We start from the raw sequence: 24,991 nt of genomic DNA, 5'->3' as shown, positions 1-24,991 counted from the left end.
CTTTAATAAGGATTATTATAAGATATATAAAACAAGCTCATTTCAACATGATGTTAAAATGAACATTTAAAAAATATTTTTAAAAATTATCAATTATGAATGAATCATTCGCTCAATTATTTGAAGAATCTTTAAAAGAAATCAAAACTCGTCCAGGGTCAATTATCCGAGGAACTATCATTTCTATAGAAAAAGATATTGTTTTAGTAGATGCCGGATTAAAATCTGAATCTGCTATTCCTATTGAACAATTTAAAAACCCACAAGGATTAATAGATGTTCATGTGGGTGATGAGGTTGATGTAGCTTTAGATGCTATTGAAGATGGATTTGGTGAAACACTATTATCTCGTGAAAAAGCAAAACGCCATGAAGCATGGTTAGTATTAGAAAAAGCTCATGCAAATTCGGAAACAGTTATTGGTATTATTAATGGGAAGGTAAAAGGCGGTTTTACAGTTGAATTAAATGATATACGTGCCTTTTTACCAGGTTCATTAGTAGATATTCGTCCAATTCGAGAAACAATTCATATTGAAGGTAAAGAATTAGAATTTAAAGTCATCAAATTAGATCAAAAACGTAATAATGTTGTTGTTTCACGCCGAGCTGTAATTGAATCAGAAAACAGTGCTGAAAGAAATCAACTTTTAGAAAGTTTACAAGAAGGAATACATATTAAAGGTATTGTTAAAAATTTAACAGATTATGGTGCATTTGTAGATTTAGGAGGTGTAGATGGTCTTTTACATATTACTGATATGGCGTGGAAAAGAGTTAAACACCCAAATGAAATTGTCAATATAGGCGATGAAATTAACGTAAAAATTTTAAAATTTGACAGAGAAAGAACTCGGGTATCATTAGGATTAAAGCAATTAGGTAAAGATCCATGGATAGAAATTTCTAAACGTTATCCAGAAGGTACTAAACTAAATGGACGTGTCACAAATTTAACAGATTATGGTTGTTTTGTGGAAATTCAAGAAGGAGTGGAAGGTTTAGTACATGTCTCTGAAATGGATTGGACTAACAAAAATATTCATCCATCTAAAGTTGTTGCTGTAAATAATACAGTGGAAGTTATGGTATTAGATATTGATGAAGATCGTAGACGTATTTCTCTTGGTTTAAAACAATGTAAAGTAAACCCGTGGAAAGAATTTTCTGAAACTCATAAAAGAGGAACACATGTTTTCGGAAAAATAAAATCTATTACAGATTTTGGTATTTTTATCGGTTTAAATGGTGGAATTGATGGATTAGTACATCTATCTGATATTTCTTGGAGTATGTCTGGTGAAGAAGCAGTCAAAAAATATAAAAAAAGTGATGAAATTTCAGCTGTTGTTCTTCAAGTGGACGCTGAAAGAGAGCGTATATCATTAGGAATTAAACAATTACAAGAAGATCCTTTTATTACATATATTTCTAAACACAAAAAAAATGAAATTATTACTGGAATAGTTAAATCTATTGATAAAAAAAATATCATCATAAAATTGTCAGAAAATGTAGAAGGTGTTATAAAATTTCTAGATACATCTCGTTTAGAATATGAAGATTTAGTAAATAAATTAAAAATTGATGATAAAATTTTAGTAAAATTATCTAGTTTTGATCGTAAAAATAGAATAATTTATCTTTTAACTCACTTTTTAGACGAAAATGAAAAAAAAGAGATAACTAAAATATCTAATAAAAAAGAAAATAATGACATATTTTCTAATGTAATGAAAGAAGCTTTTAAAGCCGCTAAAAACACAGAATAAAAACTTTTTATTACAATAAAACACTTATTTTAAAATAAAAAATTTAGTCTTTTAGACCTATAAATACTGAGGATGTATGACGAAGTCAGAATTATTTGAAAGAATTAGTAAAAAAAAAATTCATATTTCAAATAAAATTATAAGACATGCCATAAAAGAAATATTAGAACATATGACAATATCTTTAGAAAAGGGACGAAGAATTGAAATAAGAGGTTTTGGTACCTTTTCTTTGCACTACCGTTCCTCTCGATTAGGTCGAAATCCTAAAACTGGAAAAACAATACAATTAAATGCTAAAAATATCCCTTATTTTAAACCAGGTAAACAATTACGAAATAGAACTAATACATATAAATAATATATTTTAAGAATTTAGAATAGAAACTAAGTATTTTTATAGGTTTTGATCAAAAAACTTAGTTTCTATAGAAAATTAAAATTATGTAGGTAAAAAAATGAGAAATAAATTAATTGTAGCAAATTGGAAATTAAACGGAAATATTGAATTAATCTCTAATTATTTGGATTTTTTAAAATTTAATTTACCGAATAATTTAAAAGATAATACAATTGTTATTGTTCCTCCTTTTGTATATTTAGAACGAATGTCTCATGTTGTAAACAAAATGAATATTTTTCTTGGAGCACAAAATGTAGATATTAATTTAAAAGGAGCATTTACTGGTGAAATTTCTGTTTTAATGTTAAAAGAAATAGGTGTGAAATATGTTATTATCGGACATTCCGAAAGACGATCTTTTCATAACGAAACTAATAATTATATAGCAAAAAAATTTCTTTTAGTTAAAAACTATAATTTAATACCTATATTATGTATAGGTGAAACAGAACAAGAAAAAAGAAAAAATCAAACGCAAAAAGTGCTGAAGGAACAACTAGATTGCATATTTAAAACATTAGGAGAATTAGCTTTTAGAAACACAGTTATTGCATATGAACCCATATGGGCTATTGGAACAGGTATTTCTGCTGATCCAAAATATGTACAAAATATACATCAATTTATTAGAAATTATATTGAAAAACATGATGTTTTAAGTAAAAATATCACTATTCAGTATGGTGGTTCTGTTAATTCTTTAAATATAAAAGATTTTATTATACAGCCAGATATAGATGGTTTTTTAGTTGGCAATGCTTCTTTAAATGTTCAAGAATTTTTAAAAATTATAGCCATGTGTATTTCTTATTTTACAAATGAATAAAATTTATTAATTCATAAAATAATTATAAATTTAGTATTTTATGCATCCAACCACCTAAAATGGCACCTAAAATAGGGCCTAAAACAGGAATTAAACAATATGAAAAACTATTGCCTCCAGTAAAAGATAATAACCCCCATCCAGTAAGACTTAAAAATATTTTAGGACCTAAATCTCGAGCTGGATTTAAACTCACATTACTTAAAGGGCTTATAGTTATATTGATTATGAAAACTAGTATTCCAATTAAAATAGGAGATATAGAACTATAAGATAGTAAGTAATTATTTTTTTTATTATTAAATTCTAATAAAATTATTATAAAAAATGCAGTTGTAAATATTTCAATTATAGAATTATAAATAAAACTATTATTATATTTAGGATAAATACAAAAAATAGATGCTAAAGAAACACTTTCTTGTGAACCTCTAATAATATTATTTTTTTCCTCAAACGAGATTAATATATTATAATAAAGATAATATATTAACATTGTAAAAATAAAAGCCCCAAAAATTTGAGATATTATATATGGAATCACTTTTTTTTTATTAAATTTAGAAGACAACCAAAAAAAAATAGTAATTGCTGGATTTAAATGAGCACCAGATATGGTATGACTAAGGTAAATTGATATAGACACACTTAAACCCAAAATACAACTTATTTCGAATTGATTCAAATGAACATTTGTTAATTTTGAAGCTGCTATAGAACTTGTTCCAAAAAATGTTATTAAACCTGTTCCAAAAAATTCAACAATACATTGTTTTATGATATTTTTTTTTTATAACAATTCATTTTTAAAGGCCTGTATACTTTTACCGAAAAAAATAGATAACACGAAGAAATACAAGCGCCGGAAATACCGGCACTGATGTTTATATTAGTATAACTTTTTAGCAGTAATTAACCAATCTTTTTTAAAAGTACGTTTCATATTTTTTAACGCATCTTTTATATCATTAAATACCATTTTTTCATTTTTGACTCCAACGCATTTTCCAGAATGACCTTGGATCAGTAATTCTACTGCATAAGCCCCCATTCGCGATGCTAAAATACGATCATACGCAACTGGTGCTCCACCTCTTTGAATATGTCCTAGAATTGTTGCTCTAGTTTCTCGATTAGTTTTTTGTTCAATATATCTAGCTAGTCTTTCTACATCACAAATATATTCTGTTATCGCGACAATAGCATGTTTTTTACCTTTTTTGATACCAGCTTTTATTTCCTTAACTAATTCTTCTTGTGTGTAGAGAATTTCTGGTAAAACGATAAATTCACATCCACCAGCAATAGCTGCTGCTAATGTTAAATCACCACAATATCGGCCCATTACTTCTACAATAGAAATTCGTTGGTGAGAAGTTGAAGTATCTCTTAAGCGATCAATAGCTTCTACAACTGTTTGTAAAGCTGTAAAATATCCTATTGTATAATCAGTTCCTGAAACGTCATTATCTATAGTTCCTGGAATGGTAATACATGGAATTCCCATTTCTGTTAATTTCATAGCTCCTATGTAAGATCCATCACCACCAATGACAACAAGAGCATCAATATGTTTTTTCTGTATATTTTTAATTGCAATAGAGCGTATATTTTTTTTACAAAAATCAGAAAATCTGGCTGATCCGAGAAAGGTTCCTCCTCTATTGATCATATCAGAAACACTATATCTATCTAGATTTATCATACGATTTTCATATAAACCTAAATATCCATCGTAAATCCCAAAAACTTCTAATTTTTCGCTCAGAGCCGTTCTTACAACACCTCTAATTGCAGCATTCATCCCTGGAGCATCTCCGCCACTGGTTAAGACTCCAATTTTTTTAACCATCAAAACCTCTTTTTTTTACTTCCAAAAATAAAATATTTTTTATATTTTATTCAGTTTGATATTTATTGTTAATAAATGTTTTGTGAGATGCAATCATATTATGAATATATATTTATATTGTATGATACAATTAATTCTTATTTTTAATGTATTTATATAAGATTAATATGGAAGTTTATAGGATTTGAAAATATATTTTTTCAATAATGAATATTATTTCAAGTAATACCATTTAATAGGCATATAATGTTCATTAAAATCAAAAACAATAGGTGTTCCAGTTGGAATATCTAAATTTAAAATTTCTTTATTATCGATTTTGTTTAAAAATTGTATTAAAGCTCGTAAAGAGTTTCCATGAGCCACAATAAGTATTTTTTTATTTTCTTTTAACTTGGGATAAATAATTTTTTTCCAGTAAGGAATCACTCGTTTTACGGTTGTTTTTAAACTTTCACCTAATGGTATTTGATGTATATTTAAATTAGAGTAACGTATATCGTTTTTTGGAAAACGTTGGTCTGTTTCATCAATTTTTGGAGGAGTAATATCAAAACTTCTTCTCCATAAAGTTACTTTTTTTTCTCCGTATTTTTGACTTACTTCATTTTTATTCAATCCTTCTAAAGCCCCATAATGTCTTTCATTTAAACGCCAAGTTTTTTTTACTGATAACCAAGGTTGATTTAATTCATCTAAAATATATCTTAGCGTATATATTGCTCTTTTTAACATTGATGTATATGCATAATTAAAAAAAAATTTTTTTTTCTTTAATAAAATCGCAGCAGATTTTGCTTCTTTTTTTCCTTTTTCACTTAAATTTGCATCATACCATCCAGTAAATTTATTTAATTCATTCCATTCACTTTGACCATGTCTAATTAAAACTATTTTATGAATTTTCATGTTTTTCTCTAACATTATGTAAAAGTATTATTTCAAAAAAAATGTTTTTTTGAAAGTTAATATAAATTCTTTCAAATTAAAATTTTATATTGACAATTTAAAATTAAATCAATTGAATTGAAAATATTTATAAGTAGACTAATTCTTTAAAAAAAATTTATTTTATGTAATAAAAGTATAGTTTATTAAAAATAAATTTACTGAACTGTTAAAATATACATAATAAAATATTTAAATATCGATTAGAATACGATCAAAATCTTCTAATATATTTTTTATAGTTACTAAAAAACTGACTGATTCTTTACCATCTATTAAGCGATGATCATAAGATAAAGCTAAATACATCATTGGAAGAATTTTAATTGCACCATTTACAACTATTGCTCTATCTTGAATAGCATGCATTCCTAATATAGCTGATTGAGGAGGATTAATAATAGGTGTTGACATTAAGGAACCAAAAACACCGCCGTTTGTAATAGTAAAATTACCTCCTGTTAATTCATTTATATTAATTTTATTTTGAGATCCCTTGATAGCAAATTCTTTTATTTTTTTTTCTATTTCTGATATTGACATAAGATTTGCGTTTTTTAAGACGGGTGTTATTAATCCCTTAGGTGTAGATACAGCTATACTAATATCAAAATTTTTATAATAAATTATATCTGTTTCATCTATAGATGCATTGATTTCTGGAAATTTTTTTAATGCATGAACTACAGCTTTAACAAAAAACGACATAAAACCAATTCGAACACCATGTGTTTTTTCAAAAATTTCTTGATATTTTTTACGTAATAATATTACTGATTGCATATTTACTTCATTAAAAGTCGTTAACATTGCGGTATTATTTTTACTATATAATAATCTTTCAGCAATTTTTTGCCGCAATCGACTCATTTTTACTCTGTTTTTAAACTCATTATTTTTTTGTATATAAAAATGATTTTCATTTAAAATGTTCGTAGTTAGTTTGTTTGCAGTGTTTTTAACATCATTTAAATTACTAATTTCTTTGTTTTGGTACATAGATTTATTAAGAATATTGTTGTTGCTTTGTATTCTCGTTAAACGTCTCATAGATGGTGTAAGATTTTTATTTGTTGTTTCAAAAGAATTTTTTATTTGTGCCGTTTTTGATATCAAATGTTCTTTATTTTCTAAAAAATCATTTTTTTTATTTATCTCAAAATGCTTTGAGTTTTCTGTTTGAATAAAATTAGACTCTTGTATTTTACCAATCACTTGAGTAGGTTTTACTATTTTCCCTTCTATTTCTAAAATTTTTTCTAATATCCCGTTACATGGTGATGATATTTCTATCATAACTTTATCTGTTTCAATATCTACGATATTATCATCAAAATTAACTACATCTCCTATTTTTTTATGCCATTTTGCAATTGTTGCATCATTAATCGATTCTGGTAAATCTGGAACAAGAATATCTATTTGTTTCATTCTTTATCCTGTTATTTTTAATTGATATTTAACGCATCACAAAGTATTTTTTCTTGTTGTGTTTTATGAATAGAAATATTACCAACTGCAGGTGAAGATGTAGATAAACGACCAATATATTTTAATGAAGCATACAATGGTAATAAATTTTTCAAATTATCTTTAATATAAAACCAACTTCCTTGATTACGAGGTTCTTCTTGACACCAGATAAAATCTTTTATATAAAGATAGTTTTCTAATATCTTTAATATTTCTTTTTTAGGAAATGGATATAATTGTTCAATTCGAATTAAAGTAATATTTATTATTTTGTTATCAGAGCGTTTTTGTAATAAATCATAATAAATTTTACCAGCAGAAAAAATAAGACGTACAGATTTTTTTATATTTTGGTCTATTTCATCTATAATTTTTCGAAATTTTCCATAAGCTAAATCGTTTAAAGAACAACTAGCATGTGGATTTCTTAAAAGTGATTTCGGTGTGAAGATAATTGATGGTTTATAAATATTATTGAATATTTGTTCTCGTAAAAGATGAAATATTTGTGAAGATATAGTAGGAATGAATATTCTGATGTTTTCTTCTGCACAAAGTTGTAAAAATCTTTCAATTCTAGAAGATGAATGCTCAGGGCCTTGTCCTTCATAACCGTGAGGTAAAAATAAGATTAAATTACATTTTTTATTCCATTTTTGTTCTCCAGAAACAAGAAATTGATCAATAACGATTTGTGCTCCATTAACAAAATCACCGAATTGAGCTTCCCAAATACATAATGTGTTAGATGGAAACAAAGAATATCCATATTCAAAAGCTAAAACAGCTTCTTCTGATAAAACAGAATCCCAAATATAAAACTGTCCTTGTTTTTTTTTAATATTATTTAATGGAACATATATAGATCCATTAATTTGATCATGAATAAAAGCATGACGATGAAAAAAAGTTCCTCTACTAACATCTTCTCCAGAAATACGACAAGAAATTCCTTGATCAAGAATAGTCGCATAAGATAATGTCTCTGCTGCCCCCCAATCAAATAATCTTAATTCTTTCGACATGTCTAATCTTTCTTCATAAATTTTTTTAACTTTTTTATGCATGTTGATTGACTGAGGAATATTATTTATTAAATAAAATAAACTTTGAAGATAAGACTTGTTTATAGAGATATTTTTAGATCTTTTTTTTGTTTTTGTTGAAAATAATTTACTTTTTTCATATTGAAAATCTATTTTTTTATTTTTTGAAAATATATTTTTTCCTGTATTTAATTTATCAGAATATTTTTTAATAATTTCTTGTGTTTCTGTTATAGTGATTATTTGTTTTTCAATTAATAATTTAGAATATATTTCTCTTACTGTACAATGATTTTTGATTTTTTTATACATAATAGGCTGTGTTACAGAAGGTTCATCTACTTCGTTATGTCCATGTCGTCTATAGCAAACTAGATCTATAAAAACATCCTTTTTAAATTTATTTCTAAAATATAGAGCTAATTGTATAGCAAAAATAGAGGATTCTATATCATCTGCATTAACATGGAAAATAGGTGCTTGAATCATTTTAGCGATATCAGTACAATATTGAGTAGAACGAAGATATTTAGGATCAGAAGTAGTAAAACCAATTTGGTTGTTAATGACAATATGAACAGTACCTCCTACTGTATAACCTTTTGTTTGAGACATATTTAATGTCTCTTGAGTTACACCTTGGCCAATTATAGAAGCATCTCCATGAATACTAATAGGTAAAACTTTATTATTATTTAATTGATCAATAGAAGCTCTTGCCATTCCTGAAATAACTGGATTAATTATTTCGAGATGAGAAGGATTACATGCCATTTTTAACATTATTTTATTTTGATTTTGAATTTCTGCTATACCTCCCATATGATACTTAACATCTCCGCTGTTTTTTTGAAAAATATTTTTATTAGAAAATTCATCAAATAAAATTTTAGGATTTTTATTGAAAACATTTACTAAAACATTTAATCTACCCCTATGAGCCATGCCTAATATTATTTCAGATATATTATGCTGTTTTGCATATTTTATTACTTCATGTACCATAGGAATTAATACTTCAGCACCTTCTAAAGAAAATCTTTTACTACCAGGAAATTTTTTTCCAAGGTGCTTTTCTAAAGTTTCAGCATAAGTTATTTTTTTCAAAAAACTTATTTTTTCTTTATTAGTCAATAAATCTTCATGAAAAAAGGATTCAATATAGTTAGTAATAGATTGTTTTTCTAATACATTATCTATATACATATATTCAAAACCAATTGAATTTAAATATTTATTTGATAAAATTGAATATAAATTTAAGATGTTTGTTTTAAATTTTGAATTGTTTTGAAATTTTATTTCGATATTTTGTTCCAATTCCGTTTTTTTTAGATTATAAAATTCAAGTGTTAAATCTTGAATTATTTTTTTTTGTTTCAATTCTAATGGATCAATATTAGCTATTTTATAGCCTTTCTTACGAAATGAATTAATTATATCATCTATTTTTTTTATAAGTAAAAGTCTCTTATCTTTTCTATATTCATCTTTAGAAAAATATTTTTTTTTAGAAATTTTCAAAAATGCATTATGCCAAAAAATATCGACAGATTGAGGGTTTTTTAAAAAATTTTTATATATTTCTTCTATGTAATTTTTATTATTTCCAGATAACCAAGAAGAATGTAACCAATATTCTATTTTTTTTTTATTCATTTTTTTCTTTTTAAAGGAATTTTTTTATGTTAAACGTTATAAAAATTTATAATTTTTAAAATTATGCGGGATTATGAATATCAATGAAAGTAACATCTAAATTATGTTTTTTAGATAACCATTTTCCTAAAGATTGAATACCATCTTTTTCAGTGGCATGATGTCCTAAGGCAAAAAAATGAATACCTAATTCTCTAGAGAGATGAATAGTGTCTTCTGAAATTTCACCTGTTAAAAAAGCATCTATTCCAAATTTATACGCTTGTTTAATAAAACTTTGTCCCTTGCCGCTACACCAGGCAATACGATTAATATATGGTGAACTATTTTCATGTAGATATATAGGACGTTTTTTATATATTTTTTCTATTTTTTTTGCAAATTCAAATCCAGTTGTTTGTTTTATAATGCCCCATAAAACATAAGGTAAAACATTACCTTTAATACAAATATTTAATTTTTTAGCAATTTGTACATTATTACCTAGTGTAGAATGAATATCTAAAGGTAAGTGCCAACTATATAAGTTTATATTATTTGAAAGTATTGTTTTTAATCTATTTCTTTTTATATTATGTATATATTGTGATTCATTTTTCCAAAAGTAACCATGATGTACTATTATCGCATTAGCTTTATAAAGTAAAGATTGATCTAATAATTTTTGACATGCAGTAACTCCTGTAATAACTTTTTTTATAATTTTAGCACCTTCAATTTGTAAACCATTGGGGACTATATCATCGTATTGATGAGAAAGTAGTTTTTTATTAATAATGTTTTCTAAAAAAAAATTATTCATTAATTTTCAAACCTATTTTTTATAGTAAAATCGTGCTTGATGAAATGCTAGCAAAAATTTTTTTCTACTATCATCATAATTTATAATAGGATGGGGATAATCTAATTTATAATTTGTTTTTTTTGACCATTCATGTGGTTGATGAATATATTTTCTTGGTACTACATTTAATTCTGGAATAAATTTTTTTATAAAATCTCCAGATTTATCAAATTTTTTTGATTGAAGATATGGATTAAAACTTCGTATATATGGCATGGAATCTGTGCCAATCGAAGCGGACCATTGCCATCCCCCATTATTTAGCGCTAGATCACCGTCAATTAAATTAGATATAAAATATTTTTCACCTTCTCGCCAATTTATTAAAAGATTTTTTACCAAAAAACTTGATGTAATCATTCTTAATCGATTATGCATCCAACCTAATTTATTTAATTGACGCATACCGGCATCTATTAGAGGATATCCTGTATTTCCTTCTTTCCATGACTGGAAATGTTTTACATTATTATTCCAATCAATGTTGTTTTCCCATTTTACTAATGATTGACATTTACTAAGTATAGGAAAACCAATTAATAAATGATAATAAAATTCACGCCATAATATTTGATTAAACCAAGCGCAATTGGACATAATATTTAAAAGAGAATTATTTTTTAATTTTAAAAGCATCATTAAACAACATCGAGACGATATGATGCCAGAAGAAAGATATGGAGATAACATACTAGTATAATTTAAAATAGGAAAATTTCTCTTAGATGAATATTCTTGGATTTTATTAGAACAAAAATATGTTAATCGATTAATAGCTGATTGTTCTCCAACAGGAAAAATTGTTTCATTAAACTGATAAGTTAATTTTTTAAAAGAAAAAGAATTCGTAAAACAATCTCTGTCAGATTTTCTTTTTTTCGGAACGGAAACACATTGCGGGATATTTTTATATAAATTTTTGACTATTTCTTTTTTGAAAAAAGAATATACTTTATATGTTGCATTTTTTCTGTTTTTGATATATTGATTTGAAATTAAAAGATTACTATGAAAACCTTTCATAAATATATTATGTTCAGACAGTTTCTTTTTTGCCAATAAATCTCTATTCCGTTCATTAATTTCATATTCATAATTATAAAACAAATTATTGATTTTATGGTTTTTACAAAAATCTATTAAATATTTTATAGAATGTAAAAAATCAGTTGATTCATGATAATGGAGAATAATATTTAATTTAAATAATGCTTTTTTCAAAGAAATTATATGATGATATATAAAAGATATTTTTCTAATAGATATAGAATGACTGATCCATTGTTGTGGGGTTGCAATAAATATACCTACAACTTTATCTTCATCAGATTTGCATGCTTCATATAAAGCTATATTATCGTATAATCTAAGATCATTGCGAAACCAAATCAAATTTTTTTGCATAATTTTTTATATTTTAATTCAAACGGTATGTTAAAAAACATTTATGTTACAAACATATGTAATATGTTTATCATACATTTTTTCGTAAATATTTTTTTAATTTTTTATCTTGTTTTTTAAAAAAATTCTTTATCTTTAATTAAATTAGATTAGAAAATATAATCGTAAACATATAGAAAAAATAGTTTTTAGATAAAAAGCAATATTAACATATATGTGATAAAAAAATAAAATATTAATTTTAAGAATATTAATGAAAAATTTTTGTTTTATGTCCATCATATTTTCTATAATCAACTAATATATTATTGATACTAACATAAACATATCTTATTATAGGTCATAAAAATGAAAAAAATAGGTCTTTTTTTTGGAAGTGATACAGGTAATACAGAAAATATAGCAAAATTAATTCAAAAATCTATCGGTAAAAATATTTGTATATTATATGATATTAGCAATTCTACTCAAAAAGATCTTGAAAAATTTGATTCTTTAATACTAGGAATTCCTACTTGGTATTATGGTGAAATTCAATGTGATTGGGATGATTTTTTACCAACTTTAAAAAAAATTAATTTTTCAGGTAAAACTGTAGCATTATTTGGATGTGGTGATCAAGAAGATTATAGTGAATTTTTTTGTGATGCGATAGGATTAATATACAAAGTCATTAAAGAAAAAAACGCTAAAATTATTGGAGAATGGCCTACAAAGGGATATTTTTTTGAAAAATCTAAAGCTTTGTTAAATAGAGAACATTTTGTAGGATTAGTTTTAGATGAAGATAGACAACCTGATAAAACTAATGAAAGAATTAAAAAATGGCTAAAAAGTATTCTTGCTTCATTTTAAATACAATAGAAAGAATTGTTAAAATTTTTTTAAAGATTAATATATTTGATATAATGTACAATAATTCAGAACAAACATCTTTTTATTTTTAAAAACTTTAAAAAAGACATTATATGAGTTTAAAAACAGATCATTTTAACTTGTTAAAAAGTATACCTCGAAAAAAACACCGGAATATTATTAAATTAAACAATTCTCATCTTCCATTTTTTGGCAAAGACGTTTGGACTTTATATGAATTATCTTGGTTAAATGAAAATGGTATTCCGGAAGTTGCTGTTGCTATATTGGAAATTCATGCAAGTAGTCTTAATATTATTGAATCTAAAAGTTTAAAAATGTATATTAATAGTTTTCATCAAACTAAATTTAGTCATAGTAAAAAGATTATGCAAGTATTAAAATCAGATCTTACTAATTGTATATGTGGACAAGTATCTATTAAACTTTTTACGTTAGATGATATTAACAATCAAAATATATCAAAATTTCAGGGTGTGTGTATAGATAAACAAAATATCAATATAAAATCTTATCAATACGATCCATCGCTCCTTATTTGTCATTCTAAAAACACCTTAACAGAATCTTTGTATAGTCATTTATTTAAATCAAATTGTCCCATAACTCATCAACCTGATTGGGCATCAATACAGATTATATATTCTGGAAAACAAATCAATCATTCTGCATTGCTTGCTTATTTAATTTCTTTTCGTGGTCATAATGAATTCCATGAAGAATGTGTAGAAAGAATTTTTCATGATATTTTAAGTATTTGTAAACCTAATGAGCTTACTATATACGCAAGATATACACGTAGAGGCGGGATTGATATTAATCCATGGCGTACTAATAGTATTTTTTTGCCTTCTATTATTCGAATGGCTCGACAATAAAATATTTATCATGTTTTACCATAAATAATATTTTTTTAGTATAAATGTTATTTTTTTGATGTTGTATAAAGCAGTATTAAGTTAAAAACTTAATACCGCTTATACATTCTAAATAAAAAATAAAACATATTTATCATTTATATATAATAAAAATATTATTTTACTAAATTCTTTAGTAAAATTTTAATAAAATATTTATTTTTCAGATACTAAATTAACTAAATCAAGGACTTTGCTAGAGTAACCTGTTTCATTATCATACCATGAAATTAATTTCACAAAATTTTTATTTAAAGCTAAACCGGCTTTAGCATCAAATATAGAAGTTAATTCTTCTCCATTGAAATCTGTAGATACCACTTCATCTTCAATATACCCTAAAACTCCAATCATTTCTTTTTCTGAAGCGTTTTTAATTACTTGACATATTTCTGTATAACTAGCTGATTTTTTATAACGAACTGTTAAATCTACAACAGATATATTTGATACTGGTACTCGAAATGCTATACCTGTTAATTTACCATTTAAATTTGGTAAAACTTTTCCGACAGCAATAGCTGCTCCAGTAGAAGATGGGATGATATTTTGTAATACACCTCGTCCACCTCTCCAATCTTTTTGTGACGCTCCATCAACAACTTTCTGAGTCGCTGTACTAGCATGTACAGTTGTCATTAAACCTTCAATAATACCGAAATTATCATCTATTACTTTAGATAATGGCGCTAAACAATTCGTAGTACACGATGCATTTGAAACAATCTTTTCTCCATTATATTTATTAAAATTAGCACCTTTTACAAACATAGGAATATCATCTTTAGAAGGGCCCGTAATAACTACTTTTTTGGCTCCAGCTAAAATATGTTTATAAGCTGTTTCTTTTGTTAAAAAAAGTCCAGTTGATTCGATTACTACATCAATTGATAAATCTTGCCAGTTTAACTGTTCAGGATCTTTTATTGCAGTAATTCGAATTTTTTTTCCATCTACAATAATGCTTTCCTTGTCAATTTCAATAATTTTTTTAAAAACTCCATGAGTAGAATCGTATTTTAACATATAAGCTATATATTCAGGACTTAATAAATCATTAATAGCTACAATTTCAATATTTTTACGTTTTTGGGCAAGTCGAAATATTACACGTCCAATTCGACCAAATCCATTAATGCCTATTTTAATAGTCATATTTTCACCATTTCATAGAAAAATTATTTTTTAAAAAATCAGGTATTTTTAATATTCTTTTAATATTTCACTCGGATTAAGACGTGAAGCATAATATGCTGGATACCAATTTGTAATAATACCTATAATTAAAATATTAATGAAAACAACAGATACATCAAATAAATTTAATTCTAATAAAAAAAAATTTTTGTAATAAATATTATCTAATAATATACTTTTTTTAAAAAAGTATTCTAAAAAAAATATTATGTTTTTAAAATTTAAAATACTGATTAAACTAAGAAAGATACCTATCATAGAAGATATAATTATAGATCTTATGCCATAATATAAAAAAATTATTTGAATAAGAAAATTATTAGCCCCCATACTACGTAGTATAGCGATTTCTTGAGTTTTTTTAGATATAGTCATTAATGAAATAGATGTAATGCTAAAACATGAGATAATTATTAGTAGTAACAAAAATAAATATATAATTGCTTTCATTACATTAATATCATGATATATATATTTATAATCATTAATCCAAGTGTATAAAAAAAGGGGCGTATGAATTTTTTTTGCTATATTGATAATAATTTTATTGGCATCAAATGGATTAAACATATATAACTCAATTTTATCAATATCATCTTCTCTAATAAGAAATTTTTGAAAAAATTCAAAAGGTATATATCCTATATTAGAATCTAATATACCATTTTCTTTGAATGTTCCTATTACCTCTAAAGAGAAATATTGTAAATTGAATTTAGTGAGGTTTTCTTTTTTATTGAAAACAATCAAATGAATTAAATCACCCGTTTGAATTGATAGTGTTTTTGCAAAAATTGATGAAATAATAATTTTATTATTTTTTTTTTTAAAAAATCAATATTTTTACATTGAACACAATTTTTTTTAAAATAATTTATATCTTTAAAACTTTTAATTTCAATCATTTTTACTGTATTTTTATAACTTAATAATCCATTTTTAATAACATAAGGTTCACAATATAAAATGTCCGGAGAAGAATTTGATATTTTTACTACATCTTTCCATCTTAATGAAGATGGTTTAGTTAATTGAATAATTCCATGAGGCACGCTAGATAAAATTGTTTTATTTAATAATGTGTGAAAACCATTTAATGCGCTTAAACTTATAATTAGTGCAAACACAGAAATAGATATTCCTATTTTAGATAAAATAGAAATTATCAATATTTTATTATTTTTATTTTGATTCAGGTATAATCGTTTTGCAATTAAAAATGGTAAAAAATTCATTCATCATATCTTTTTTTATTGGTTATTATAATTATATAGTTGACCATTTTTCATTTCGAATAAAACAGGTATTTTTTTTATTAAATTAACATCATGTGTAACAATTAAAAAAGATGTATCATAAGAACTATTAAATTCAAAAATTAAATTTAAAATGATATTAGCATTGTATTGATCTAAATTACCAGTAGGTTCATCTGCAATTATCAGAGAGGGTTTATTCACAAAAGCCCTAGCAATTGCAACACGTTGTCTTTCTCCACCGGAAATTTCAGATGGATATTTGTTTATTTTTTTTTCTAATTTAACTTTTTTTAACATTTGATATGCTATTTCTTCAGATTCTGATTTGCTTTTATTGCTAATTAACAAAGGAATGGCAACATTTTCTAATATATTGAATTCTAACATTAAATAATGAAATTGATAAATAAATCCTAGTTGTTTATTTCTGAACTGGGCAATTTTATTTGACGACATAGAATTTATTGAGATCCCATTTAAAAAAACATCACCAGAACTTGCTGCATCTAAACCAGCAAGTAAATGTAAAAATGTGCTTTTTCCTGAACCAGATTTTCCAATAATCGCTACTATTTCTTTATTATTTAATTGAAATGAAATTTCTTTTAAAATATTTATAGTTAAATCGCCATCTTTATAAAATTTAGTTAACTTTATGCATTTTATAATATTATTCATTGGATAAAATTTTAGCTGGATTTGATTTGATACTATTCAAAGCTGGATATAACGTAGCAAGGCTTGTAACTAATATAGATGCAATATTTACAAATAACACTTGATAGAGTGATATAATCACAAAAAAATCAATTTCACCAAAAAATATACTTATTAGAGATTTTAAAAAGTATTTCTCTTGAATTAATATAATACTAATGATTGTACCAAATATATTTCCTATGACAGCAGTACTAGAACCAATTATAACAAATATTAATATAATTTTCCAATTTGCTAATCCTTGTGACTGTAATATTGCAATACTATTTTTTTTTTCTATGGTATAAATAGTAAGACTAATAAATATATTAAAAATTGACACTATCAAAATCAAAATAAATAAAAAAAACATAATATATTTTTCAATAATCATTTCTTTGAATAATTCACCTTTTTGTGATTTCCAGTCTAGTAAAACAAAACCATTAATCAATTTTTTAATTTGATTAATATCTAAAGATAGCGGATTTTTAAACCACACGCGCCAACCAGTAATATAATCTTTAGAAAAATTTAATAAATTTAAACTATCTTCTTTATTAATTAAAATTTGATAATAATCAATTTCATTTTTAGTATAAAAAAAATCTATAACTTTAAATGTTTTTACAGTCACATTATTTTTTAAAAAAAAACTTTTCTTATTAGAAAAAGAAATTAATTTGATTTGATCTCCAATATGAATATTTAATTTTTTTGCTAATTCTAATCCGATAATTGTATTATATTTATTAGGATACAGTATATTTGAAATATTTTTTATATTATACTGATTAATGTTTTTATCGCTAATATTATCAACTCCAATTATTTCTCCTATACTGATATTATTTTTAGTTTTTAAAATAACTTCATGATTAATAAATTCAGAAAATTTTTGAAAGCTATATAAATTTAAGATATTTTTAGGAAATTCTGATTTATTAATATAATTATTTTTATTTGTAACAATTAAATGAGGAACAAAAGATAAAATATTTTTTTTAAAATTTTCTTCGAAACCATTAATTATAGACATAATGATAATAAGTGAAGCTATGCTAATAGCAATACTTGTAATAGACAAAATAATAGTTAATTTTTTAAATATTGGTAAATGAATATTCCATAAATAACGCAAACTAATAAATAAATATATAGGTTTATACATACATTACTTCTTAAATAAGAATATGTTATTTAATAAAAATTTTTTATATTTATTTCTATTTTAAAAAAATTAAAAAACAGATATTATGAAAAAACTATTTAAAATAAAAAAGATATACTATCATAGTATAAATAATAAATTGACAAAAATATTGTTAATAAATATTTTTAAACAGTGAAATTTGATAACATGAAAACATAATGAAATATTACATTGTTTCTTGTTTCATTTAAATAATAATAATGTTAAGTGAATACTTAATTAAATTTCGCATTTATATATTATAAAAATAAAATTTTATTCATTTAATATTTTAAAAACAATAAATTACAACTCAAACAGTTTACATCAAGATATTTAATTTCTTATATAATAACTAAAATTCTATTTTTGGAATAGAAAATACGAATTAAAATTTTAATCTTTTCTTTTAAAATACTTTCCTCAAATGAAAACCACAGAAAATCAAATTTTAAAAAACAAAAAACTTATTAATTGTAAATATAATACATTATCAAATGTTTTTCATGATTTTAATGATCAAAAAAAATTGAAGACAATTTTGTCTTTTTTACATAATTTTTCAGGAAAAATAATATTTTTTTTAACACAAAAACAATTTTTAAAAAAAATTTTAAATTTTTTAATGAAAAATAAAATTTATCCAAAATATGTAAAAAAAACTATTGAACTTGATAATAATATTAATTATTTTTATATGACACAAAAAATCGAAAAAGAATTTATAGATACAAAAGATAAGTTTTTGTTTATTTTTACAAAAGACTTATTACCACTAATTAATCATGAATATATTGTTAATGTGAAAAATAACATTAATAATTCACAAAATACTAATTTATCTCAATTTATTATAAATCATCCGATCATACATATTCAACATGGTATTGGGCGTTATCAAGGTTTAACTACTATAAAAACTGCTAGCATGCAATCTGAATATTTAATTATTTTATATGCAAATGAAGATAAATTATATATTCCTGTTTCATCTTTAAATTTAATTTCTCCGTATACAGAAACTTCAAAAGAAAATGCACCTCTTCATAAGTTAGGTGGTGATGAATGGAATAAAATAAAACAAAAAATTAATACAACGATATATGACCATGCTGCACAGTTATTAAATATCTATTCTAATAGAAAATCCCAAAAAGGATTTTTATTTAAAAAAAATGAAAAAATTTACAACATATTTTGTAAAGATTGTTTATTTGAAATAACAGTAGACCAAAAAAAAGTCATGAAATCTGTACTTCAAGATATGTGTAATTTTGTTCCGATGGATCGTTTAATTTGTGGAGACGTAGGTTTTGGAAAAACAGAAATTGCAATGCGAGCAGCTTTTGTATCTGTATCTAATAAAAAGCAAGTAGCTATTTTAGTCCCAACTACTTTATTAGCGCAACAACATTATGAAAATTTTAACAAACGATTTTGTAATTGGAATATTAATATTGAAATATTATCTAGATTTCAAAATAAAAAAAAACAAAATTTAATTTTTCAAAACACTGAAAATGGAACAATTAATATTTTAATCGGTACGCATAAACTTTTATTAAAAGAAATAAAATGGTATGACTTAGGTTTATTGATTATTGATGAAGAACATAGATTTGGTGTAAATCATAAAGAAACCTTTAAACAAAGACATCCTAATATTGATATATTAACATTAACAGCTACACCTATACCGCGTACTTTAAATATGACTATGATTGGTATTAAAGATGTTTCAATTATAGAAAAACCACCAGCTCAAAGATTAGCTATTAAAACTCTTATTGAAGAATATAATCCTTTATTAATCAGAAAGACGATATTACGCGAAATATCAAGAGGTGGACAAGTATATTATATATATAATAAAGTCAAAAATATTTTTAATATTGCTGAAAGATTATCAAAATTAATTCCTGAAGCTAATATTAAAATAGGTCATGGAAAAATGAATAATGTCGATTTAAAAACAGTGATGAATGAATTTTATAATAATGAATTTAATGTTTTAATTTGTACTACTATTATTGAGAGTGGTATTGATATACCAAGAGCAAACACAATTATCATTGAAAATTCAGATCATTTTGGCCTTTCTCAACTTCATCAGTTACGCGGACGAATTGGTAGATCAAATCATCAAGCATACGCTTTATTTCTTGTAAACAATTTTAAAAAAATTACGTCTGATGCAAAAAAAAGATTAGAAGCAATTTCATCAGTGGATAATTTTGGAGGAGGATTTTCTTTATCCAATCAAGATCTTGAAATTAGAGGTATAGGTGAAATTTTAGGAAAAGAACAAAGTGGACATGTAAAAAGCATAGGGTTTTCTCTATACATGAAACTTTTAAAAAATGCTATTCGTTTATTGAAGAATCAAAATAATTTGTCTTATAGTGAATTATTAAAAGAGTCAGTAGAAATTGAATTATATGTATCAGCATTATTGCCAGAAAATTACATTTCTGATGTTAATTTACGATTATTTTTTTATCAAAAACTTAGTAATGCTAAGAATGAAAAAGAAATTGAAAACATTCAATCTGAATTAATTAAAAATTTTGGAAAACTTCCAGAATTTTCTAAAAATTTAGTGATGATTTCTAAAATTCGATTAATTTCATATAAAATAGGAATTAAATTGATTAAATTCAATAAAAAAACAGGTATTATCGAATTTAATAACACTAATTTAGTGAATACTGAATATTTATTAAAAATATTCCAAAAAGAACCAGATATTTGGAAAATGGAAAGTTCTACAAAATTAAAATTTTTATATCATTCAGATAATGATTATTTACGTCTTGTATGGATGTTAAATTTATTAAAACATTTAAAAAAAAAGAATTGAATATAACTTATAAATCATCAATATCTTTGTGTTTTCAATGTTTTTGAATCGTATATATTAATATAATTAATATATTTTTTTAATACAATATCACTAAAAAATATCAAAGGAATTATATGAAACAAGTTATCTATATTGCCAATGCAAAAAGTGAAAATATAGAAATATGGCATTTACATGAAAATGGAGATATGAATTTAGTACAAACAATCTTAACAAATGGTCAAATTCAACCTATAAATATCATTCCAGAAAAAAATCTTTTGTATGCTGGAATTCGACCTAATAATAAAATTATTACATATTTTATAAACAAAAATGGTGAACTTGAAAAAAAAGATGAAAGTTTTATTCCTGGACAACCTAATTATATTTCTTTTAATAAAACTAATGAATTTTTGTTTTGCAGTTCATATCATGAAAATTGTGTTAGTGTTAGTCCATTGAATAAAAATGGTATACCTAAAAATCCTATTCAGATTATTCATAATATAAAAGGTTGTCATGCTGCCAAAATAAATTACAAACATAACATATTATTTGTTACTTCACTTAAAGAAGATTGCATTTATTTATATTATTTAACAACATTTGGGATACTAAAAAGTACAGAACAAGTGTTTTTAAAAACCATAAAAAAATCAGGACCACGTCATATTGTTTTTCATCCTAATCAGGATTTTATATATACTGTTAATGAATTAAATGGAACTATAGATGTGTGGAAAGTAAAAGATATAAATAACACAACTTACATAAAAAATATACAAAACATTAATATCTTAAATAGTAATTGTTCTCCGGAAGTTTATTGGTCTTCTGATATACACATAACATCATGTGGTCGTTTTTTATATGCGTCTGATCGTTCTTTTAATACTATTTCTTTATTTCATATAAATAAGAATTATACAATTACATTTTGTAAAAGTTATAATACAGAAAAAAAACCTAGGTCTTTTTGTATTGATTTGAGTAATTCATATTTAATAGTTGCTGGTGAAGAAAGTAATATATTTACTATATATAGTATTTCAAAAAATACTGGAGAATTAAATAAAATAAAATCATATAAAACTAGCGATAGACCTGTATGGATAATTGCGCATCAATTAACTTAAATAAAATTTATATCAATAATATATTTTTTAATATCAAAATGATTTATATAAAAAATAAAGGATTATCTAAAGCTTCTTTAATAGATTTAGTAAGAATACTTAATTCTTTAGAATTAATAATATAAGGTGGTACGATATAAATTAATTGTTTAAATGGTCTAATCCAAACCCCATTTTTTACAAAAAATTTTTGTATCGATTCTATATTCACAATACGCATACATTCTACCACACCAATTGCTCCTAATATTCTTACATCAACTACATTTTTATGATTGAGTAATGGTAATAAATCTTGACATAATTGTTTTTCAATCTTGGATACTTGAATTTTCCATTCATTTTTTTGTAAGATTTTAATATTAGCATTAGCAACAGCACAGGCTAATGGATTACCCATATAAGTTGGACCATGCATAAAACAACCGACTTTACTATTACTAATCGTATCTGCAATATTTCTTGAAGATATAGTGACTGCTAAAGTTAAAGTGCCGGCTGTAATTGCTTTTCCGAGACATAATATATCAGGTACAATATTAGCATGTTCAAAAGCAAAAAGTTTTCCAGTACGACCAAATCCTGTAGCAATTTCATCAAAAATTAAAGGAATAGAATAATAATCACATAATATTTTTATTTTTTTTAAACATTTAGGATGATAAAATTTCATCCCGCCTACTCCTTGTACTATAGGTTCTAAGATAACACCAGCTATTTTAGATGAATGTGTTTTTATTATTTTTTGAAAAGACAAAAGATCATTTTCATTCCATTTATCATGAAAAGAAGATATTGGTGAATCAGCAAAAAAATTTTTAGGTAAGAAATGATTGTATATTTTATGTATAGAATTTTTAGGATCAGAAACTGACATTGCAGCAAAAGTATCACCATGATATCCATGACGAAAAGTTAAAAAAATTTTTCTTTTTTGGCCTAATGCCTGCCAATATTGTATTAACATTTTTATTGCTACTTCGATCGCAACTGATCCAGAATCAGAAAAAAACACACAATCTAAATTTTTTGGTGTTAAATAAATCAATTTTCGAGCAAGAGCTGTTGCTGAAGGATGTGTAATACCACCAAACATAACATGAGACATTTTTTTTATTTGTTTTTTTAAAGCTTTATTTAATATAGGATGATTATAACCATGTATGGCAGACCACCATGACGACATACCATCTATTATTTTTTTTCCATTATTTAATTTTAAATATACCCCTTTAGCAGATACAACAGAATAACAAGGAAGTGGATTAATCATAGACGAGTAAGGATGCCAAATATGTTGATAATCAAAATTTATGTCAAATTGATTCATTATTATTTATATATAAACTATTAAATAATTCAATTATAAACCTTTAGTAAAATAAAATCATAATTTTTTTGGAGAGAAAATGAAAAAAAAATGGACCTTAAATGAAACAAAAAAATTGTTTAATAAATCGTTTTTTGATCTGATTTTTCAAGCTCAAAAAGAACATAGAAAAAATTTTAATCCAAATACTATACAAATAAGTACGTTGCTTTCAATTAAAACTGGAGCTTGTCCCGAAGATTGTAAGTATTGTCCACAAAGTTCTAGATACAAAACAAATGTAAAAAAAGAATCTTTACTAAAAATGGAAAAAATTCTTGATGCAGCAAAAAAAGCGAAAATGTCAGGTTCTAGTAGATTTTGTATGGGAGCAGCCTGGAAAAGTCCAAAAGAAAAAGATATGCCTTATTTAGAAAAAATTATTAAAAAAGTAAAATCAATGGGCATGGAAACCTGCATGACTTTAGGTACTTTGAGCTCTTTACAAGCAAAAAAATTAGCCGCTGCAGGTTTAGATTTTTATAATCATAATTTAGATACTTCTCGCAAATTTTACACTAATATTATTACTACTCGTACCTATCAAGAAAGATTAGACACATTAAACAAAGTTCGCAATGCTGGAATGAAAATTTGCGCTGGAGGTATTATCGGTTTAGGAGAAAACATACAAGATCGTATGGAATTATTGATGGAATTATCTAATTTACCTATTCATCCAGAAAGTGTACCTATTAATATGTTAGTAAAAATTCCGGGAACTCCAATGGAAAAGAATAAAAATATAGAACCATTCGATTTTATTCGCATAATTGCTGCTGCGCGTATTATGATGCCAAAATCTTATATTAGACTATCTGCAGGACGAAACAATATGAATGATCAAACACAAGCGATGTGTTTTATGGCTGGAGCAAATTCCATTTTTTATGGATGCAAACTACTTACTGCAAGTAATCCAGAAGAAAAAAATGATTTAAAATTATTACATAAATTAAATTTATATCCAGAATATAAAAACGAAACTACACTGAAAAAAAATACTAACAATTTAATAATTCAAGAAAAAAAAATTCACAAAGATCAATATTATAATGCCGCAATATTTTCATAAACAAATATGATTAATATAGTTCTGTGAGAGATATTAATTAGTCATTTTAAATTAAACATACAAAAAATTTTCTTTAATTTTTAACTAAAACAATTATATTTTTATGAATATAATCTTAAAAATTTAAAATCTAAAATCTAAAATGTAGAGTAACTCAATATTATAGTAATGTGTTATTTTACTAAATACACAAAATTAA

The 24,991-nt window shown here is 24.3% G+C and carries 21 protein-coding genes; 8 read left to right on the top strand and 13 right to left on the bottom strand.

Translation table 11 applies throughout. The annotated features are described in order from the left end of the window. Positions 1–95 precede the first annotated feature (95 nt). The 3 genes from rpsA to tpiA all read left to right on the top strand — a co-directional run bounded on the left by rpsA (position 96) and on the right by tpiA (position 3,001). The gene (gene rpsA / locus ATN01_RS01560; protein ID WP_075433343.1) at positions 96–1,772 is read left to right on the top strand and encodes a 30S ribosomal protein S1; all 1,677 of its coding nucleotides are present in this window, start codon (positions 96–98) and stop codon (positions 1,770–1,772) included. 76 nt (positions 1,773–1,848) lie between these two features. After that, the gene (locus tag ATN01_RS01555; RefSeq protein ID WP_075433342.1) at positions 1,849–2,133 is read left to right on the top strand and encodes an integration host factor subunit beta; all 285 of its coding nucleotides are present in this window, start codon (positions 1,849–1,851) and stop codon (positions 2,131–2,133) included. A 97-nt stretch (positions 2,134–2,230) separates the two neighbouring features. Further along, positions 2,231–3,001, top strand: coding sequence for a triose-phosphate isomerase (tpiA, locus tag ATN01_RS01550; RefSeq protein WP_075433341.1), 771 nt, complete (start codon positions 2,231–2,233; stop codon positions 2,999–3,001). A 22-nt stretch (positions 3,002–3,023) separates the two neighbouring features. Here the strand turns inward: tpiA and ATN01_RS01545 are convergent, their stop codons facing one another. The 7 genes from ATN01_RS01545 to phrB all read right to left on the bottom strand — a co-directional run bounded on the left by ATN01_RS01545 (position 3,024) and on the right by phrB (position 12,227). Further along, positions 3,024–3,782, bottom strand: a complete 759-nt coding sequence (locus ATN01_RS01545; protein ID WP_075433340.1) for an MIP/aquaporin family protein — start codon at positions 3,780–3,782, stop codon at positions 3,024–3,026. 108 nt (positions 3,783–3,890) lie between these two features. Beyond that, positions 3,891–4,853 (bottom strand): 6-phosphofructokinase, encoded by a 963-nt coding sequence (gene pfkA, locus ATN01_RS01540; protein WP_075433339.1) that lies wholly within the window; start codon positions 4,851–4,853, stop codon positions 3,891–3,893. A 213-nt stretch (positions 4,854–5,066) separates the two neighbouring features. Then, positions 5,067–5,762, bottom strand: coding sequence for a 2,3-diphosphoglycerate-dependent phosphoglycerate mutase (gene gpmA, locus ATN01_RS01535; RefSeq protein ID WP_075433338.1), 696 nt, complete (start codon positions 5,760–5,762; stop codon positions 5,067–5,069). 231 nt (positions 5,763–5,993) lie between these two features. Next, positions 5,994–7,232: a dihydrolipoyllysine-residue succinyltransferase gene (sucB, locus tag ATN01_RS01530; protein ID WP_075433337.1), complete on the bottom strand. Its 1,239-nt coding sequence runs from the start codon at positions 7,230–7,232 to the stop codon at positions 5,994–5,996. 17 nt (positions 7,233–7,249) lie between these two features. Beyond that, positions 7,250–9,979 (bottom strand): 2-oxoglutarate dehydrogenase E1 component, encoded by a 2,730-nt coding sequence (locus ATN01_RS01525; RefSeq protein ID WP_075433336.1) that lies wholly within the window; start codon positions 9,977–9,979, stop codon positions 7,250–7,252. A gap of 61 nt (positions 9,980–10,040) precedes the next feature. After that, positions 10,041–10,781 carry a Nif3-like dinuclear metal center hexameric protein gene (locus ATN01_RS01520; protein ID WP_075433335.1) on the bottom strand — a complete coding sequence of 247 codons (741 nt, stop codon included), beginning with the start codon at positions 10,779–10,781 and terminating at the stop codon, positions 10,041–10,043. Between the two features lie 12 nt (positions 10,782–10,793). After that, on the bottom strand, positions 10,794–12,227 hold the full coding sequence (phrB, locus tag ATN01_RS01515; RefSeq protein WP_075433334.1) for a deoxyribodipyrimidine photo-lyase: 1,434 nt from the start codon (positions 12,225–12,227) through the stop codon (positions 10,794–10,796). 348 nt (positions 12,228–12,575) lie between these two features. On the opposite strand from phrB, the gene fldA reads away from it, so the two are divergent. Both fldA and queF read left to right on the top strand, forming a co-directional pair. Then, positions 12,576–13,082 carry a flavodoxin FldA gene (fldA, locus tag ATN01_RS01510; RefSeq protein WP_075433333.1) on the top strand — a complete coding sequence of 169 codons (507 nt, stop codon included), beginning with the start codon at positions 12,576–12,578 and terminating at the stop codon, positions 13,080–13,082. 113 nt (positions 13,083–13,195) lie between these two features. Next, complete coding sequence (gene queF, locus ATN01_RS01505) at positions 13,196–13,981, top strand: NADPH-dependent 7-cyano-7-deazaguanine reductase QueF (protein WP_075433332.1); 786 nt, start codon at positions 13,196–13,198, stop codon at positions 13,979–13,981. Between the two features lie 195 nt (positions 13,982–14,176). Here queF and gap read toward each other — a convergent pair whose 3' ends face one another. The 5 genes from gap to ATN01_RS01485 are packed head-to-tail and all read right to left on the bottom strand — an operon-like array spanning position 14,177 to position 18,346. After that, positions 14,177–15,175: a type I glyceraldehyde-3-phosphate dehydrogenase gene (gene gap / locus ATN01_RS01500; protein WP_075433331.1), complete on the bottom strand. Its 999-nt coding sequence runs from the start codon at positions 15,173–15,175 to the stop codon at positions 14,177–14,179. Between the two features lie 48 nt (positions 15,176–15,223). Then, positions 15,224–15,967 carry an FtsX-like permease family protein gene (locus tag ATN01_RS03145; protein ID WP_236854777.1) on the bottom strand — a complete coding sequence of 248 codons (744 nt, stop codon included), beginning with the start codon at positions 15,965–15,967 and terminating at the stop codon, positions 15,224–15,226. A 5-nt stretch (positions 15,968–15,972) separates the two neighbouring features. Further along, positions 15,973–16,452, bottom strand: coding sequence for a hypothetical protein (locus tag ATN01_RS03140; protein WP_236854774.1), 480 nt, complete (start codon positions 16,450–16,452; stop codon positions 15,973–15,975). Positions 16,453–16,467: 15 nt separating this feature from the next. After that, positions 16,468–17,154 carry a lipoprotein-releasing ABC transporter ATP-binding protein LolD gene (gene lolD, locus ATN01_RS01490; RefSeq protein WP_075433330.1) on the bottom strand — a complete coding sequence of 229 codons (687 nt, stop codon included), beginning with the start codon at positions 17,152–17,154 and terminating at the stop codon, positions 16,468–16,470. Continuing rightward, on the bottom strand, positions 17,147–18,346 hold the full coding sequence (locus tag ATN01_RS01485; protein ID WP_075433329.1) for an FtsX-like permease family protein: 1,200 nt from the start codon (positions 18,344–18,346) through the stop codon (positions 17,147–17,149). The genes lolD and ATN01_RS01485 overlap by 8 nt, the downstream gene beginning before the upstream one ends. A 448-nt stretch (positions 18,347–18,794) precedes the next feature. On the opposite strand from ATN01_RS01485, the gene mfd reads away from it, so the two are divergent. Further along, positions 18,795–21,227: a transcription-repair coupling factor gene (gene mfd / locus ATN01_RS01480; protein ID WP_075433328.1), complete on the top strand. Its 2,433-nt coding sequence runs from the start codon at positions 18,795–18,797 to the stop codon at positions 21,225–21,227. Between the two features lie 116 nt (positions 21,228–21,343). Next, the gene (gene pgl, locus ATN01_RS01475) at positions 21,344–22,348 is read left to right on the top strand and encodes a 6-phosphogluconolactonase (protein ID WP_075433327.1); all 1,005 of its coding nucleotides are present in this window, start codon (positions 21,344–21,346) and stop codon (positions 22,346–22,348) included. A gap of 43 nt (positions 22,349–22,391) precedes the next feature. Here the strand turns inward: pgl and bioA are convergent, their stop codons facing one another. Beyond that, complete coding sequence (gene bioA / locus ATN01_RS01470; protein WP_075433326.1) at positions 22,392–23,678, bottom strand: adenosylmethionine--8-amino-7-oxononanoate transaminase; 1,287 nt, start codon at positions 23,676–23,678, stop codon at positions 22,392–22,394. Positions 23,679–23,757: 79 nt separating this feature from the next. Here bioA and bioB point away from each other — a divergent pair, with 79 nt between their 5' ends. Then, entirely contained in the window at positions 23,758–24,792 is a 1,035-nt protein-coding gene (gene bioB, locus ATN01_RS01465) for a biotin synthase BioB (protein WP_075433325.1), read from the top strand. Positions 24,793–24,991 lie beyond the last annotated feature (199 nt).

It is taken from the genome of Buchnera aphidicola (Diuraphis noxia) (assembly GCF_001700895.1).
Classification (GTDB): domain Bacteria; phylum Pseudomonadota; class Gammaproteobacteria; order Enterobacterales; family Enterobacteriaceae; genus Buchnera; species Buchnera aphidicola_D.
Note: the sequence above shows the minus strand (reverse complement) of the source record. Positions and strands in the feature narration are given on the sequence as shown.